Source organism: Erysipelotrichaceae bacterium 66202529 (genome assembly GCA_017161075.1).
GTDB lineage: Bacteria > Bacillota_I > Bacilli_A > Erysipelotrichales > Erysipelotrichaceae > Clostridium_AQ.
In genome coordinates, this window is the sequence record CP046174.1 from 2380157 (window position 1) to 2396020 (window position 15864).

At 46.8% G+C, this 15864-nt stretch carries 19 protein-coding genes; 5 read left to right on the forward strand and 14 right to left on the reverse strand.

Annotation, left to right across the window (positions count from 1 at the left end; all coding sequences use genetic code 11):
• Positions 1-684 (reverse strand): DUF45 domain-containing protein, encoded by a 684-nt coding sequence (locus tag GKZ87_11280; GenBank protein QSI26026.1) that lies wholly within the window; start codon positions 682-684, stop codon positions 1-3.
• Between the two features lie 185 nt (positions 685-869).
• On the opposite strand from GKZ87_11280, the gene GKZ87_11285 reads away from it, so the two are divergent.
• Together GKZ87_11285 and GKZ87_11290 are read left to right on the forward strand one after the other, a co-directional pair.
• Positions 870-1814: a TIGR01212 family radical SAM protein gene (locus tag GKZ87_11285; GenBank protein ID QSI26027.1), complete on the forward strand. Its 945-nt coding sequence runs from the start codon at positions 870-872 to the stop codon at positions 1812-1814.
• A 45-nt stretch (positions 1815-1859) separates the two neighbouring features.
• Positions 1860-2507: a gamma-glutamyl-gamma-aminobutyrate hydrolase family protein gene (locus GKZ87_11290; protein ID QSI26028.1), complete on the forward strand. Its 648-nt coding sequence runs from the start codon at positions 1860-1862 to the stop codon at positions 2505-2507.
• On the opposite strand, the gene GKZ87_11295 is transcribed toward GKZ87_11290, so the two are convergent.
• The 4 genes from GKZ87_11295 to GKZ87_11310 all read right to left on the reverse strand — a co-directional run bounded on the left by GKZ87_11295 (position 2480) and on the right by GKZ87_11310 (position 5825).
• Complete coding sequence (locus tag GKZ87_11295; protein ID QSI26029.1) at positions 2480-3046, reverse strand: DedA family protein; 567 nt, start codon at positions 3044-3046, stop codon at positions 2480-2482. The two genes, GKZ87_11290 and GKZ87_11295, sit on opposite strands and share 28 nt — an antisense overlap.
• Before the next feature lie 38 nt (positions 3047-3084).
• Positions 3085-3858: an HAD-IIA family hydrolase gene (locus GKZ87_11300; GenBank protein ID QSI27942.1), complete on the reverse strand. Its 774-nt coding sequence runs from the start codon at positions 3856-3858 to the stop codon at positions 3085-3087.
• Positions 3836-4357: a hypothetical protein gene (locus tag GKZ87_11305; protein ID QSI26030.1), complete on the reverse strand. Its 522-nt coding sequence runs from the start codon at positions 4355-4357 to the stop codon at positions 3836-3838. The genes GKZ87_11300 and GKZ87_11305 overlap by 23 nt, the downstream gene beginning before the upstream one ends.
• A gap of 301 nt (positions 4358-4658) precedes the next feature.
• Complete coding sequence (locus GKZ87_11310) at positions 4659-5825, reverse strand: MFS transporter (GenBank protein ID QSI27943.1); 1167 nt, start codon at positions 5823-5825, stop codon at positions 4659-4661.
• A gap of 109 nt (positions 5826-5934) precedes the next feature.
• Here GKZ87_11310 and GKZ87_11315 point away from each other — a divergent pair, with 109 nt between their 5' ends.
• The 3 genes from GKZ87_11315 (at position 5935) to GKZ87_11325 (ending at position 7714) form a co-directional block, all read left to right on the forward strand.
• Entirely contained in the window at positions 5935-6540 is a 606-nt protein-coding gene (locus GKZ87_11315) for a TetR family transcriptional regulator (GenBank protein QSI26031.1), read from the forward strand.
• Positions 6524-6856: a cupin domain-containing protein gene (locus GKZ87_11320; protein ID QSI26032.1), complete on the forward strand. Its 333-nt coding sequence runs from the start codon at positions 6524-6526 to the stop codon at positions 6854-6856. The genes GKZ87_11315 and GKZ87_11320 overlap by 17 nt, the downstream gene beginning before the upstream one ends.
• Before the next feature lie 177 nt (positions 6857-7033).
• Positions 7034-7714, forward strand: a complete 681-nt coding sequence (locus tag GKZ87_11325; GenBank protein QSI26033.1) for a deaminase — start codon at positions 7034-7036, stop codon at positions 7712-7714.
• A gap of 148 nt (positions 7715-7862) precedes the next feature.
• Here GKZ87_11325 and GKZ87_11330 read toward each other — a convergent pair whose 3' ends face one another.
• From GKZ87_11330 to GKZ87_11370, 9 genes are all read right to left on the reverse strand, one after another.
• Complete coding sequence (locus GKZ87_11330; GenBank protein ID QSI27944.1) at positions 7863-8147, reverse strand: hypothetical protein; 285 nt, start codon at positions 8145-8147, stop codon at positions 7863-7865.
• Positions 8148-8240: 93 nt separating this feature from the next.
• Complete coding sequence (locus GKZ87_11335) at positions 8241-9542, reverse strand: pyrimidine-nucleoside phosphorylase (GenBank protein QSI26034.1); 1302 nt, start codon at positions 9540-9542, stop codon at positions 8241-8243.
• Positions 9543-9562: 20 nt separating this feature from the next.
• Positions 9563-10024, reverse strand: coding sequence for a dihydrofolate reductase (locus GKZ87_11340; protein ID QSI26035.1), 462 nt, complete (start codon positions 10022-10024; stop codon positions 9563-9565).
• Positions 10021-10722, reverse strand: a complete 702-nt coding sequence (locus tag GKZ87_11345) for a pseudouridine synthase (protein ID QSI26036.1) — start codon at positions 10720-10722, stop codon at positions 10021-10023. Before GKZ87_11345 ends, GKZ87_11340 begins: the two co-directional genes overlap by 4 nt.
• A 3-nt stretch (positions 10723-10725) precedes the next feature.
• The gene (locus GKZ87_11350; protein ID QSI26037.1) at positions 10726-12378 is read right to left on the reverse strand and encodes an oligosaccharide flippase family protein; all 1653 of its coding nucleotides are present in this window, start codon (positions 12376-12378) and stop codon (positions 10726-10728) included.
• Between the two features lie 24 nt (positions 12379-12402).
• Complete coding sequence (locus GKZ87_11355) at positions 12403-12927, reverse strand: hypothetical protein (GenBank protein QSI26038.1); 525 nt, start codon at positions 12925-12927, stop codon at positions 12403-12405.
• 138 nt (positions 12928-13065) lie between these two features.
• Complete coding sequence (locus GKZ87_11360; GenBank protein ID QSI26039.1) at positions 13066-13869, reverse strand: ATP-binding cassette domain-containing protein; 804 nt, start codon at positions 13867-13869, stop codon at positions 13066-13068.
• Between the two features lies 1 nt (position 13870).
• A complete protein-coding gene (locus tag GKZ87_11365; protein ID QSI26040.1) occupies positions 13871-14884 on the reverse strand; it encodes an iron chelate uptake ABC transporter family permease subunit in 1014 nt (337 codons plus the stop codon).
• On the reverse strand, positions 14884-15864 hold the full coding sequence (locus GKZ87_11370; GenBank protein ID QSI26041.1) for an iron chelate uptake ABC transporter family permease subunit: 981 nt from the start codon (positions 15862-15864) through the stop codon (positions 14884-14886). Before GKZ87_11370 ends, GKZ87_11365 begins: the two co-directional genes overlap by 1 nt.

Below are 15864 nucleotides of genomic sequence, written 5' to 3' on the forward strand. Positions count from 1 at the left end.
TTAATTGACCATTTCCATGCGCGTTTTATAATCGGGCATGTAGTTCTCTATAATATTGTAGAACGCCTTGGAGTGATTCGGCTGAATGAAATGTACAAACTCATGCAGCACTACATATTCGATGAACTCAAACGGATAATGAATCAGCTTCCGGTTCAGTGTAATAGAGTTCTTAGCCGGTGTACAGCTTCCCCATCTGCTTTTCATATCCCGTATTTTCACTTCCGGAAATTCCAGATGGTAATCGCTCAGCGAGCGAAATGTCAATGTGGCAACATCCAGGAATACATCCTTGCACAGCTTATCGAGAAACTGCCGGACGACCTTTTCCGGATCTGCCTGTTCTCTGCATTGTACATACAGAGTGTCCTTGTCATAGCTTACGTGGTTGTATTTCCCTGTCGTCCTGCGGATTTTCAGAGAATTTCCAAACAGCACAATATGCTTGTCGTCGATCATGGTACGCTGACTTCTTTCCTGCATGGATTTCTGATGCTTAACGATCCAGGAAACCTTACTGGAGACAAAGTCGTCGATTTTGTCCATGGGCACAAACGGATTCGCACTGACCACGACCTCTCCCTTGGAAGAGATCCTCATGTTGATATTTTTTACCTGTTTTGTAACCAGTGTATAGGTAATCGGATATTTTCTACACTGAACAACCTTTTTATTTACATCCATTTAACTACTACCCCAATCTCTAGTGCGCATTTAATTATCTCATACTTGATTAAAAAAATAAACAGTTTTTTCATATTGAATTCTGGAATTTTTTACAATCCTAAAAAGAGACAGAAATGCATCTGTTTTCACATTGTTTTTAACATTCTGCATCAATTTATGTTACAATACCTGCGGTGATATTTATGAGCTATAACAATCCGTTCCCCTATAGTGATGACAACAAGCGTTACCACACCTGGAATTATTATCTGAAGCACCGCTTTCACAGCAAGGTGTTTAAGGTTCCCTTGAATGCCAATTTTTCTTGTCCCAATCGGGACGGTACCTGCGGTGTTGGCGGCTGTACCTTTTGCAGTGCTCTTGGCAGCGGGGATTATGCAGGCAATATACAGGATGATCTGTTTCAGCAATATGAGTCCGGTATGCGAATGATGCAAAGAAAATGGCCGCAGGGTATCGGGATGGCTTATTTTCAGGCATACACAAACACCTATGCTTCCCTGGATACATTACAGCATACCTTTGATCCCTTTGTACGGCGAAAGGATATTGCTGCCATCAGCATTGCCACACGTGCCGATTGCCTGGAGGATGATAAAATCGCCTATCTGCAATCGCTGACCAAAAAAAAGGAAATCTGGGTGGAGCTTGGTTTGCAGAGCATCCATGATGATACCGCACAGCGTATTAACCGCGGCCACACCTATGCGCAGTTTCTGGATTGTATCGAGCGGCTGAAAAGCACTGATTTAAAAATTGCCGTACATCTGATGAATTCCCTTCCGGGAGAAACTAGCGGGCAAATGCTGCAAACTGCTGCAGCACTCGCAAGTCTGCCTATTCATGCCGTCAAGATTCATATGCTGCACATCATGGAAGGCACCCGCATGGGAATCGAGTATAAAAAGCAGCCCTTTCCCATGCTGAGCAGAGAGGAATACATCGATATCGTCATTCGCCAGCTGGAGCTGCTGCCTGCAGAAATCATCATTCAGCGCTTAACCGGTGATGGCGTAAGGGAAGCGCTGCTTGCGCCGCAGTGGACTCTCAAAAAAGTAACGATTCTCAATGATATTGATAAGGAAATGAAGCAGCGTAATACCTGGCAGGGAAAGTACAATACGTAACCTTCCCTTTTTTTTCGCATACAATAAGGCTAGAGGTGACAAGCAATGAAGATTCTGGCTGTACTTATGCGAATTGAAAGGCTGGATAACGCCTGGAAATGGTTTATCAACAAGCCGTATATTCACTGTGTTGAGGCTCTGGGCTGGACCATATATCCCATCTGCAGCACATCCTGTCTGAGCGCAGCGCTTACCGTATGTGATGCCCTGCTTCTGCCAGGCGGCTATGATATATCCGGCTATTATCTGAAGGAAGCACGCAACGAGCATTGCACTACCTACGAGCAGCCGATGGATCATCTGGAATTTCAGGTAATCGACGCATTCATGAAGCATGAAAAGCCCATACTGGGCATTTGCCGGGGAATGCAGACACTGAATGTGTATGCCAAAGGCTCTTTATTACAGCATATCGATACACAGACACATGCTCCCCAGCACAGGCATATGGTACACAGCAGCTCGCGCAGTATGCTGAAGCAGCTGTATCCGCACAGCTTTTCTGTAAACAGCTATCATCATCAGGTAGTCGGACGGTTGGGGGAAGGCTTTTTTACCTCTGCCTTCAGTGAAGAAAACTATGTAGAAGCCATGGAGCATGAGAACGGCCGCATTCTCGCTGTCCAATGGCATCCGGAGCTATTGGAAGACGATCAGATCTTCCCTTATTTTCTGGATGTTGTCTGCGCCTGAAGCTTGCGTCTGCTTTTCCACCATTTCCAGACAAGCCACAGCATGATAGCCAAAGAAAACCAGGTTCCAAAGGCATCGACATTCATTACTGTACCCAGATATCGCAGAGACAGGGTTACAAGCAGACTGCGCAGCAATCTGGCAAACCCATCACACAGCAGAAACGGAACTAATCGCATACTGGTAAAGCCGGCAAGGTAGGCAAGCAGAAAATCCGGAATCGGCGTAATACCGCCAATGAAAACAGCCAGCAGGCCATAGCGCTCCATCAGTTCCTCGCCATGTGCCACATCCTCTTTTGCCGCGATGTTGTATAGCACCTTTTTGCCCAGCATCCGGGCAATTCCATAGCCGATGGCACCGCCAATACAGGTACCGATTGCACCCTCCAGCGAATATAGCAGCCATTTTTCAGGTGTATGCAGTACCAGCGGTACGAGTATGACTTCCAGGGAAGGAAGTGGAAGAAATGCCTTTAAAACAGAATACAGTATCAGACCGATATCCTGCCATACGATAAAAAAATCCTGTACGTTCATGAAATCCCCTCATTTCATTATACGTACAGGCTCTGTTTTTATACCAGCTCCAGCAGATTATCAATCACCAAATCCGGCCGCAGTCCCGAATTCTCACAATCCTGACGCGTATGCACCCCGGTTGTCACAAAGATGGTGGAACAGCCGTTATTTAAACCGAATGCTACATCGGTTTCCAGATTATCTCCAATCATCAGTGCAGCTTCTTTTTCAATGCCAGCATACCGCAGTGCTTCCTGCAGCATCGGTGTATGCGGCTTGCCGATCATCAGTGCCTGCTGTTCGCTGCAGTATTCCAGCATATGTACCATTGCCCCGTTTCCGATATGAAAATAATCACCATGGGGCAGCCTTCGATCCGGATTGGTACCGATCAGCCTGGCGCCCTTTTGCAAATGATAAAAGCCGCGGCACAGCTTTTCATAGGTCACATGGGAATCCAGCCCGGCAAACACAGCCTCCACATCTTCATCGCATAAAGTAAAGCCCTGCTCTAAAAGCGCTTCCTCCATGCCCTGCTCACCGATGTAATATACTCGCTTCCATGGCCTTTCATGACGTACATAGGAAGCGGCCGCCATAGCACTAGTGATAAACTGCTCATCCCGTATGCCGTTAAAGCCCATGGCTTCCATCTTTTCACGATTCTGTGCATGCGTACGCATAGCATTGTTCGTTAAAAAATAATAAGGCAGCCTGAGATGATTTAACGCATCCACAAATGCAACAGCACCCGCAATGACCTCATCCCCGCGATACATCGTACCGTCAAGATCGAGAAACAGCGTTTTATGCTGCAGCAGCGGATGCATCATCGTATACTCCTATGTAATGATGTAGAAAAGCCTCCTGTGAAAACTGTTCCTGATCAAGGAATGCTTTCATGAGTACGCATAGCAGGGAAAGCAAGGCCTGCTGTGTTGTACTTTTGAATCTTACAATACTAACCTCATCCAGTACAAATTCTGCAATCTGATGATCACGGTCAAAACAGATAACAACGCGTTTTCCCGCATGCATACCGCAATAGAAGCGGTAATATACATCATGATAGAGCAATTCATAGCCATCCCTGCTCTTTTTCAGCTCTCCAATCTGCTGATCACCCTCGTATACAGTAAAATTCATGCATGGATGAAATTTGGAATACCATTTGCGAATCTGATAAAATCCCATAATATCGTCACCAAACATGTTTTTCAAATAAACCGACAGCAGTCCGTCCTCCTTTTCATAGGATGCACGAAATACACAGCGTCCCTGCTCCTCAATCCTGTATTCGTCAATGTCCTTTCGCATCGTAAATTCCATTGTCCTCACGTCCTTTCATGAAAAAGCTCTTGATAGCACAAGAGCTTTTTATCCTAACCCACTATCGTAGGGTTACACAGTCTTTCATATGTCACCCTTATTATAGGCGAATTTTTCTTTTTTTTCAAGATGTGGGACACGTGTGCCTGCATTATTTTTTCAATACAGTCCCCTGCGCTATGTAAAAAAGGGAATAATCGACAATATGGCTGTACTTATTGAATTTCCATTTCCTGCAGTTGCAGTAGCATATACCTGACATCCCTATTTCTTCTTTAGCTACAGCCTTATAAACCAGGGACTATCCTGCTTTCTTCTCCGTCTTCTGTTTCTGAAAATGATGCACATAGTAAAAAATAAGCAGCAGCGGTATTATGGAAAAGGCGGCGACGATATACAGTGTCCAGTCATAGCCGAATGCCTTGGAAAGATATGAGGTGATCAGTGGTGTGATCAGTCCGCTGACACCGATAAATACAGCCATGGCAAACATCTGTGCACTGCTGAACAGCTTTTCCGGCGTGATTTCTTTTATGAGCACCTTACTTGTCAGCATGATGATCGGAAGGGTTACCAGCTGCAATGCGGCTGTCAATATAATCATCCACGGCTGAAAGGAAATCCCGTACAGCAGAAATTTGATGCCATACATTAGAGTACCAAAATACAGCAGGGTCTTCGTCTGAAAGCGTGCGAGTATTTTAGCGGAAAACAGAAACAGCGGTACCTCCATAAAGGACTGCAGCGCCCATTTAATACCAACAGCCGTGCTGTTTCCTCCAATATCCAGCATTTTATCAATGACCACATACTGATCCGCAGTCCCGATCATATACACAAGCAGATAAATGAACACCAGCAGCAGATATCCTCTGTTTTTCAAAAGCTGCTGCACGCTCTCCATCTTGATCCGCTCGCCCTTCTTTTTATCTGCATCCTTTGCTTTGATAATCAGCCAGCATAAAATCACACTCACAATACCCAAAGATATCAGTATACTGGTATAGTGAAACCGGTGAACAAGAAACCCGGCAATCGGAGAACCAATCGTCAATCCTAGTGCTCCGCTTGCCCGCAGCCGGCCATAGTTTTCCTGATCAACCTCCAGCATCCATGTTTCATCCAGCCCCATGATCACCTTAACCATGCCACCCATCAGTGCAACGGTGAACAGATGGTACCAGAAGGTCTGATGCTCAACCAGAAACATCGCAAAGCTGCTGGCGGTCAAAAGCAGATAGGCTGCCAGAAAGAACACCTTTACCCTTTGAAAACGATCGCACAGATAGCCAAATAGAAACTGCCCTACTATCGCAACGACTGCATTTGCGGCTAGAATATATCCTCTTTGTACGACAGTATACCCCAGCTTACTCAGAAAGGGAATCATTTGGGTATTAACCATGGAAATGGCGAAAAACGCAAGAAAGTTCATGGCATATAAAAGCCATCGCATTTGTTTTGTAATCGTAATCACATCCTCAGATATAGTATGTCCCTACATTTACGACCTAAAAATCTTTTCCCTTTTCTTTTCACATATTGTATAATATAGCTATTGAAACGGTGGTGACTATATGCAGGAGCATCTTGATACCAAAAGAATACTGGCGGCTGCTTTAAAGCAGCTCACCGGCAGAAAGAGCTTTGATAAGATTACGATTGCGGATATTACACAGCAAAGCGGCTATAACCGCCAAACCTTTTACTATCATTTCCGCGATAAATATGAATTGCTGTACTGGATCTATACCGATGATGCACAACAGGTATTTGATGAGCATCTCAGCTTTGAAAACTGGCCGAAATATATCTCTGCACTGCTGAATCACATGCGCAGTGAAAAGGAATTTTATATCAATACCATACGCAGTGATGAAAACTGCTTTCAGCAGTTTCTCTTTGAGCTTACAAAATCCATTTTTCATATGGCGATTGAAAGCCTCGATCAGCATCATCAGATCAATGAGGTGGAAATGAATTTTTATTCTGAGTTTTACAGCTTCGGTATCACCGGCGTCATTATCAGCTGGGTAAAAAGTGATATGAAAGAACGAGCAGAGCGTGTCAGCGCGAATCTGAAGTCTCTGGCACAGGACAGTGAAAAGCTGGCATATTCCCGCTATCGGGAAGCATTTACCAAAATTACAAGCGAGGAGGAAGAACATGAAAAGCGAAATTGAGCATTATGAGAAACGAAGCGGCGGCACAGGAACTATGCATATCGAACGTCTGCTGCAGCCGGAGGAAATGGGAGAGCATGTTACGATGTATGCAAAGGTAACCATCGATGTCAATTCATCCTTAGGTGTACACCAGCATAACGGTGATGGTGAGGCTTATTATATTCTGCAGGGTACAGCACTCTATGATGATAACGGTGTTAAGCGTGAGCTGCATCCAGGGGATGTCACCTTTACACCGGATGGCAGCTCACACGGCATTGCAAATATCGGTGATGAGCCGCTGGTATTTATGGCATTGATTATAAAAGCATAGAAGGCTGCTTGCCTTCTTTTTTCTTATACAGATATGCTACCATTCCATATTCAGAAGAAAACTCCTGCGTTTCCTTTATCAATACGGACAATGGACAAAAACAGGCACAAAATGACAATACAAAGGAAGAAAAGCCGTGCTATACTATGCGCAGACATAGAAGCAGGAGGATACGAAATGAACAACCTGATCACCACATTATTTATGCTGATATCCGTCGATGGAAAAATCAGTACAGGGGCATCTGATGAGCTGGATTTTGACAAGGATTTTCCGCATATCAAAGGCTTGCAGGAAGGGCTGCAGCAATATTACGATATTGAGCAGACAACAGATCTTTGGTCGCTTACATCCGGAAGAGTCCAGGCAAAAGTAGGCGTAAATGAAAAGCGGCTGCCTGAGAAAACACCGGTTTCCTTTGTTTTACTGGATAACCATCATCTTACAGAGCATGGAATCACCTATTTTTGTGCACGGGCAAAGCAGTGTATCCTTGTGACCGCAAACAACAGACATCCCGCGTTTCAGATACAGGAAGATAATCTGCATATTTTATATTATGACACTATAAAATTAGCTGATGTTTTAAGTCAGCTTCATACAGACTTTGGCTGTGAGCGGATAACCATACAGACCGGCGGCACACTGAACAGTATTTTTCTAAGAGAAAAGCTGCTTGATTATGTGGATCTTGTTGTAGCTCCCGTGCTGATTGGTGGGAAACAGACTGCTTCCGTGATAGACGGGGAAGCAATTACCTCTGTATCAGAGCTTTCCAGGCTTGGTATTCTGGAATTGGAAAGCATTACACCATTAAAGGCATCCTATCTGCGGCTTCGTTACAGGGTTATTTCATAAGCATGAGGTATGGGTATTCATGCTTCAGTATTCAGCTAAAGATAGTGATTCGCATACCTAAATCATCATGTGCCTGTAAGGTATACCAAAAAACACGCCTTTTCTTATGCGTGTTTTTATTCTAAGACGAATTCGCTGTTCCAGCTCCTCATATTTCATTGGAATCACTCCCGATATGCAGCAGCACACCCGGAAGTATAAAAAGCAGATAGCTGATTCCGTATAAGGAAAAGATCGGGTAACGAATGATGCCCGGAAACCAGTGAAGCACATGAAACAGATAGGTATCGGCCGCCAGCAGCGTATAGCATCCCATCAGGAGCACACCTGTACCATACAGCCATGCATAGTTTCTTTTTCGTACGTGAAGCACTTCCATACAGCCTCTGCTTAGCAGCATTACACCATAGGCAAGTGTCAGACATTTCAGCATGGCGATACTTCCATTCACCGCATGCAGCATATAGAGCAGTAAGCTAATGACAATAAGGAGTAGGCCTGCTGTCAGATAAACCTTTTTATGCATTTACCGAATGATATCGTGGATCAGCTTCTGCTTAACCACCGCTTCCTGTGTGAATACATATGTATGATAGAAATCCTCCAGCCAGTGCTCAGGCAATGGATGATTTACGTGTACATAAGCAAGAATATCCCCCTTTGCGACATAATCTCCATCCTTTTTATTTAACACGATACCCACGGCCGGATCCACCGGATCCTCCTTTACCATACGGCCTGCCCCCAGCTTCATCGCAAGCGTGCCAAGCTCCAGTGCATGCAGCTCCTTCACATAGCCTTCCTCACGGGATGTAACTTCTATGATTTCTTTGGCCTGTGGCAGCAGCTCCGGATGCAGTATCTGTTCTACATTACCTTCCTGGGCGCGCACCATAGCAGCAAGCTTCTCCAGCGCCTTCCCATTATGGATAACCTCCAAGAGCTGCTTTTTGGCTGCTTCTTCATTTTCTGCCAGCCCTGTTTGCTGCAGCATCACACTGCCGGCCTCCAGACACAGCTGTGTGAAATCCTCAGGGCCTTTTCCCTGCAGGGTTGCAATCGCTTCCTTTACCTCCAGCGCATTTCCGATGGCATTGCCCAAAGGCTGATTCATGTTACTGATCAAAGCCTTCACATCCTTACCGAAATGACGGCCGATTGCGATCATCGCTTCCGCCAGCTCCTTGGCCTTTTCACTTGTTTCCATGAAGGCCCCTTCTCCGAATTTCACATCCAGAAGGATGGTATCCGAGCCTGCCGCAAGCTTCTTTGACATGATGCTGGATGCAATCAGCGGAATAGAATTGACCGTTGCCGTTACATCCCGTAAAGCATACAGCTTTTTATCGGCTGGTACCAGCGTTGCCGTCTGCCCAATCAAAGCAAGTCCGATTTCATTTACCTGAGAAATGAACTGCTCCTGAGTACGCATCACCTGAAAGCCGTCAATGGATTCCACCTTATCCAGCGTACCGCCGGTATGCCCCAGACCGCGGCCGCTCATTTTTGCGACCTTAGCCCCGCAGGCTGCCACCATCGGGGCAAGAGAAAGACTTGTTTTATCCCCTACTCCTCCGGTAGAATGCTTGTCACATTTCATCCCGGAAATTGCAGAGAGATCGATCACATCTCCGCTGTACAGCATTTCCTGTGTCAGCCAGGCTGTTTCCTGCGGCGTCATGCCATTAAAATAAATTGCCATAAGCAGCGCACTGACCTGATAATCAGGAATATCACCACGGACATAGCCGGTGATGAAAAAATGAATTTCCTCCTCGCTGAGAGAATGCTTCTGCTTCTTTTTTTCGATGATATCAACAAAACGCATAATGTTACCTTCCTTCCTGCTTATCGTTTTCGATAATGAATAACAATACACCCTTCTTTTTGTTCTTTTGAAACCACTAGGAAAGCTTCCTTATCAAATGCCGGAAACCAGGTATCTCCTTCATAAGTCTGTTCGATTTCCGTAATCCAGAGTTCATCCGCATAGGGCAGCGCACAGGCATAGATCATGGCACCCCCACATACATACAGCGTATCCTCTTTTGCTTTCCACTCCTGCAGCAAAGCATCTGCATCCGTACAGGACTGTATATGAGGATCCTGTACTGGTGTGCGGCTTGCAATGTGCAGAATCCTTTGATCTAAAGGCTTTGGCAGATGCTCATAGGTTCTTCTTCCCATGAGCAAGTGGTGATGCAGTGTCAGCTGGCGAAAATGTGCAAGATCAGCCGGACAGCTCCAGGGCATGTTGTGATTTCTTCCAATCAGACGGTTGGGATCCATCGCGGCAACGATGCTGATCATGCGATTTCCTGCAGAGCCGCAAGCTCCTCCTCATACAGGTACCGCCAGTCTCCCGGCGCAAGCTGTTCATCCAGCTGCAGCGGCCCCATCGCAATACGGCGAAGGTAAACAACCTCATTGCCGACAGCATGCAGCATACGCTTGACCTGATGAAAACGTCCCTCCTGGATATGCAGCAGTATCTGCGTTTCTTCAAGCAGCTCCACTCTTGCACATTGAACGGGTTCCTCATCCAGAACGATACTGCCATCCTCCAGCCTTTTCTTATCCGCTTCCTGCAAAGGCTTTGCAAGCTGTACAAAATATGTCTTGACCACATGGTGCTTTGGTGAAAGCAGCCGATGTGCCAGCTTACCGTCATTCGTAATCAGCAGCAGTCCCTCGGTATCGATATCCAGCCTTCCTACCGGAAAGCAGTCTCTGGGAAGAATTGCATCAATGCAATCCAGCACCGTCTCATGTGTTGGATCACTGGTAGCACTGACCACATCCTGCGGCTTGTTTAACATGATATAAACAACGGCTTCATAAACTACTTCTTCGCCATTCACACAGACTACATCGATTCCCTCCTGAATCCTTGTATCATCCTTGCGGCATTCCACATCATTGATTCGTACAAGTCCTTTGCGAATCGCCTGCTTAACCTCCTTGCGGCTGCCATATCCGGCATGTGCCAGGTATTTATCGAGTCTCATACATTATCTCCTTTTCATGCGCTTCCAAACTCTGGACAGATCCAGATGCAAAATGGTCTGCGGAATTGAAAAACAGTAGGTAATCGCGAAATAGACAAGCATGGCAAGAGAGCCATTGACCGCAAGCTGTAGAAGACTCATCATGCGACCTGCGCCATAGCCCTTTAAGCCGATGAAATCACAGCCTCTGGCAACCGCAAACAAAGCAGCCATCGCAAGCAGTATGACCAGCAGCTTATGCATTGTATACTTCCAGCGAATCTTATAGCGTGTCGTCAATGCATACATATCCATAAAAATCAACAGACCCATGGCTACGATGCTGGACAGAACGATTCCCCGATAACCGAAATATTTCAGCAGCGGGTATGCGATTGAAAATTTCACCACTACCATGATGGCGAGGTTGCGGATATTCAGTCTTCGCAAGCCTGCCGCCATAAGCAGCGACGTGAAAATCGGGCCAATCGTATTCAGGAAAGCCTCAATGGAGAACCATGACAAAATCTGTGCAAGCAGCTCCAGATTCTTTGGATCGGCAGGTGGAAATAAAATGGCATACAAAGGCTTCGCATAGACAAACAGACAGAAGGAAATCGGCAGACCGATATACAATACGATATCCACACAGTCCCGGATGTTTTTCCGAACCAGCTTCAAATCATGATTGGTAAGTGCCGTCGTAATATGCGGTATGATGGCAGAGGAGAAGCCGGGTGCCAAAATCATCGGAATGGACATCAGCTTCAGCACACCGTAATTGATAGAGCCGCTGATGAGGAGAATTTCTGAATCCGTATTGCCATACGCCGTTAATCCGTTTTTTAGAAACAGCGTATTGACAATGGTATCACTATACCCCAGCACTGCTACAAGCAGATACGGAAATGCGATAAAAACAAGCTCTCTCAATATTTCCTTACGGTCATTGTTTCCGGCAAGTTCCTGGCTTTTCGCAAGCCGCTTCAGCTCTTTCATTTGCTTTTTATCATACAGCTTCAGATGCATGATTGCCAGTATAGCGGATATGCTTGTGGAAATGACACCGAAATACAATGCCCAGACATTATCTTTATGCAGCGCATATACCGCAATCGCACTGGCACTCAGCAGAAAGGCTACCCGGGCAACCTGTTCCAGAACCTGTGATAATGCATAGACCTCCATGTGCTTTAATCCCTGATAAAATCCACGGACACTTGAAAGCAGCGGTACAAAAAACAAGGCGAAGGAAATCAGAATCAGCACCATCTGCATTGTTTCAACGCTTTTTCCTTCATCCGGAATGACGAGGGAGGCAAGCGGTGAAGAAAACAGAATGACAAAAATCATCATGCCAAAGCCAAAGCAGGCCATCAGTGAGGCAGAGAGCTTTTTAATCAGCAAAGAGGTCTGATAGTCCCCTCTTGTGGAATATTTTGCAATCAGCGTAGCAATCGCAAAGGGAAAGCCTGCTGTACAAATATTCAGTAGATAGGAATAAATATTAAACGCCACCCCGTAATAGGCCAGATTATCCGCTGTTCCCAGCATGGAATTATAAGGGACTGCATAAAACAGCCCGATGAATTTCGCAAAAAAGATGCCGGCAGAACTGATCAGCCCTCCCGCTATAATTGACTGCTTCCGTTTGGAAACATCCATGTTCTTACTCATATAACGTATCCTTTCTCGTTCCCTTTATCCGTTCGTCTCAGTGTCCTTTTGCGCATAGTTGCTTGTAAAAAAGACACGGCTTGTATTTACCAGCTTGGAATCCTTCCAGGTAACCATGACCTGCAGGGTAAACTGGTCATGCTCTGAAATACCATCCAGAAAAATCTTGCTGACAAAGTTGCGGGCACCGTTTGCCTGATACGGAATCATGTTGAAGGAGGTTTTCGCATCGTCTCCCAGTAGTCCCAGACACGGATAAATGTTGCTGTTGCTGTCAAGCGCCGGATCGACTGCAATCGCCTGTATGTTGTACATCGCCACACGCGGATTGGATATAATAATTTCATACTGATAGCTGTTGTCCTTCTGCTTGAAAACCGTTAGCTTATAATCAAAGGGTATGATTTTTGATTCATTACCCTTATTATTTAACACAGCATCAATATAGCTTTCATAGTTTTTAATGCTCTCCTGTTCTTCTTTGCGTGCATCGCTGCAGCCGGAAAACAGCAGGAGGCAGATCAGACACCAAAGGGGGAATTTTCGCATGGAATCACCTCTCGAGATATTATAACATAAAGGTAGTGTTTAAGCCACATTTTATGAATCCGCAAGCCTGTGGAACTGTCCACAAAGGATACTTTTTAATAAAAAAAGGAAGAAACCTCTTCCCTGTATATGTATGATTCATAAATCTTGCAGTTCACTATTCCTTCGCAGCGTGTAATCCATACAGATTGGATAGCCGTATACATCCTTATGTACGATTTCGGCATGAATATCATATAACTGCAGCAGCTGTTCTTCGCAGATAACCTCCCTTGCACTGCCGCTGCACAACAGACGCCCCTGCTTTAAGCCGAAGATATGATCTGCAAATTTTGCGGCCTGATTCAGCTCATGGATCACCAGAACGATGGTCGTATGCTCCTTTGCATTCAGCTTTTTGAGCAGCTCCAGTATTTCCAGCTGATGCGCGATGTCCAGGTAGGTAGTCGGCTCATCCAGCAACAGGATTTCGGTTTTCTGTGCCAGGGCCATAGCAATCCACACCCGCTGCCGCTGGCCGCCGGAAAGCTGTTGCACATATGCATCTGCCAGAGTCTCAACCCCGGTCTTTTCCATTGCCCACTGTACAAGCTCATGATCCTTGCTCGTTAATGAGCGCATCGCCTTATGATACGGATAGCGTCCATACTGCACAAGCTCCCTTACGGTAATGCCTTCAGGAACGAGCGGTGACTGCGGCAGCAGCGCCAGCTGCTTTGCCACATCGCTGCGCTTTTTATCCCTTAAGGATTCCCCATTCAACAGAATTTCTCCCTTTCGTGCCGGAAGAATTCCCGCCATCGCCTTTAACAGCGTGGATTTCCCGCAGCCGTTGGGGCCGATCAGCATCGTGATCCTGCCGATGGGTATGTTCAGACTCACATCCTGTACGACATCCCTGCCATCATAGCCGGTGTATAGATTATGTACCTCCAGTGTCATATTAACTCCTCCTGTCGAGCTTCATCATCAGATAAATAAAATACGGAATCCCAATCATGGAAACGAGGATTCCCACCGGTACCTCCAGCGGCGAAAACAGATTTCTTGCCAGCATGTCTGCGACAATCAGCAAAATGGAGCTGATAGCTGCCGCAAGCGGGAACAGCAGACGGTGCCGCATGCCTGTCATGCGCAATGCGATCTGCGGCCCCAGCAATCCCAGAAATGCAATGTTTCCGGCAAACGCTGTTGCCAGGGCTGCCAGGGCTGCCGAGGCCGCAAGAAACAGAATCCGCTGTTTCTGGACTGCAACACCCAAGGCCTGTGCACCCTCCTCTCCCAGAGAGAGGATATCCAGCGTCCGGCTGTTGCACCATACCCATATAAGCAGTACGACGATCAGCGGTGCACTGATAAGAATATAGCGCCAGCTGCTTCCCCACAAAGAACCGTTTGTCCACATCAGCACCTGATTAAAATCCCCCTTGCTCATCTGCAGCTGATAAAAGCTGATGAGTGCTGTGATTCCGGCATTGACACCGACACCGCTTAAAAGAAAGCGGATGGGACGGATACCGCCGCGCCAGGAATAGACACAGACAAAGGCAGTCACACACAGGGCACCGGCGATTGCCAGCAGTGGCATCAGGAAGATTGTTCCAGCGGACAGACGACTGTAATACGCAGTAGTTCCCGCGGATATCCACAGCACCACAAACAAGGCACTACCGGCATTGATACCGATCATGCCTGGCTCTGCCAGCGGATTTCTCGTAATCCCCTGTAAAATTGCACCGGACACGCCAAGCGCGCTGCCAACCAGAAGAGCTAATACGATACGAGGCAACCGTACCTGGAAGATTGCAAACTGCTGGGCCCGGCTTCCCTTTCCCAGCAGCGTTGCCGCAAGCTCTAAAGGATGGATAGAATAGCTGCCAGCCATGAGCGAAATCAGTATGACCGCCAGTAATACCAGCAGACACAGCCACAGCCTGTTTCTGTTTTTGTGAGTCATCAGCTGCACTCCTTTCTGACAAGCCATAAAAATACCGGAATTCCCAGCAAGGCAGTAAACAAACCGATGGGCAGCTCATAGGGCGCACTTATGGTTCTTGCGGCGATATCCGCAAAGACCAGCAGCACCCCGCCATACAAAAAGCTGAGCATTAGCATACAGCGCATATTGCGTTTGATGATTCGGCGCAAAATATGCGGGATGAATAGACCGACAAAGCCGATATTCCCGGCAACCGCAACACACATTGCACACAGGGGGATCATAAGAAGGATGACCTTTTTTTTCAAGCTGCCAGCATTCACACCCAGCGTGATTGCCGCTTCATCACCGAGTGCCAGCAAGGCGACCTTATCACTCAGAAATGCAAATGCAGGTATGCAAAGCAGTGTCACTGCCAAAAGACCCCAAACAGAGCTCCACTGTGCCTGACGGAATCCGCCTGCTATCCAGAAGGCAAGCTCCTGGGAGCGGTTTTGTAGTAAAGCAGTAAGGGATGCAACGGAAAGGAAAAAGATACTCAACGCTGTTCCGGCCAATAGAATGCGCGATACATCGGGATGCCGGGCATACGCTACGGTAAACAGAAACAGCAGCGCCCCGCTGACTCCGGCCCCCAGCAGCGCCATCCAGAAGCTGCCCGCCGTCTGTAAGACGGGAAACAGCCCGGCCAGTGCGACAAACATTACTGAGCCCTGTGTGATTCCTAAAACAGAGGGCTCTGCGATGGGATTGCGCAGAATCCCCTGCATCATCACCCCGCTGGAAGCCAGCAGACCCCCGCTTAGCAGGGCACTCAACGCACGCGGCAGGCGTACATCACGCACCAGCTGATCGTTTAATGTCCCCTGATAATCAAACAAGGCATGTGAGATACCGGAAACGGGAATTTCCTTCGCCCCCATCATGATGGAACACATAATGCCAAGAAACAACAGCGTAACACCCATTGCTGTTGTTATGAGAATCCTGCGCTGCAT

Coding starts and splice junctions, on each gene's coding strand:
- GKZ87_11280 (QSI26026.1), bottom strand. CDS start 684: ATGGATGTAAATAAAAAGGTTGTTCAGTGTAGAAAATATCCGATTACC.
- GKZ87_11285 (QSI26027.1), top strand. CDS start 870: ATGAGCTATAACAATCCGTTCCCCTATAGTGATGACAACAAGCGTTAC.
- GKZ87_11290 (QSI26028.1), top strand. CDS start 1,860: ATGAAGATTCTGGCTGTACTTATGCGAATTGAAAGGCTGGATAACGCC.
- GKZ87_11295 (QSI26029.1), bottom strand. CDS start 3,046: ATGAACGTACAGGATTTTTTTATCGTATGGCAGGATATCGGTCTGATA.
- GKZ87_11300 (QSI27942.1), bottom strand. CDS start 3,858: ATGCATCCGCTGCTGCAGCATAAAACGCTGTTTCTCGATCTTGACGGT.
- GKZ87_11305 (QSI26030.1), bottom strand. CDS start 4,357: ATGGAATTTACGATGCGAAAGGACATTGACGAATACAGGATTGAGGAG.
- GKZ87_11315 (QSI26031.1), top strand. CDS start 5,935: ATGCAGGAGCATCTTGATACCAAAAGAATACTGGCGGCTGCTTTAAAG.
- GKZ87_11320 (QSI26032.1), top strand. CDS start 6,524: ATGAAAAGCGAAATTGAGCATTATGAGAAACGAAGCGGCGGCACAGGA.
- GKZ87_11325 (QSI26033.1), top strand. CDS start 7,034: ATGAACAACCTGATCACCACATTATTTATGCTGATATCCGTCGATGGA.
- GKZ87_11330 (QSI27944.1), bottom strand. CDS start 8,147: ATGCTGAAATGTCTGACACTTGCCTATGGTGTAATGCTGCTAAGCAGA.
- GKZ87_11335 (QSI26034.1), bottom strand. CDS start 9,542: ATGCGTTTTGTTGATATCATCGAAAAAAAGAAGCAGAAGCATTCTCTC.
- GKZ87_11340 (QSI26035.1), bottom strand. CDS start 10,024: ATGATCAGCATCGTTGCCGCGATGGATCCCAACCGTCTGATTGGAAGA.
- GKZ87_11345 (QSI26036.1), bottom strand. CDS start 10,722: ATGAGACTCGATAAATACCTGGCACATGCCGGATATGGCAGCCGCAAG.
- GKZ87_11350 (QSI26037.1), bottom strand. CDS start 12,378: ATGAGTAAGAACATGGATGTTTCCAAACGGAAGCAGTCAATTATAGCG.
- GKZ87_11355 (QSI26038.1), bottom strand. CDS start 12,927: ATGCGAAAATTCCCCCTTTGGTGTCTGATCTGCCTCCTGCTGTTTTCC.
- GKZ87_11360 (QSI26039.1), bottom strand. CDS start 13,869: ATGACACTGGAGGTACATAATCTATACACCGGCTATGATGGCAGGGAT.
- GKZ87_11365 (QSI26040.1), bottom strand. CDS start 14,884: ATGACTCACAAAAACAGAAACAGGCTGTGGCTGTGTCTGCTGGTATTA.
- GKZ87_11370 (QSI26041.1), bottom strand. CDS start 15,864: ATGCAGCGCAGGATTCTCATAACAACAGCAATGGGTGTTACGCTGTTG.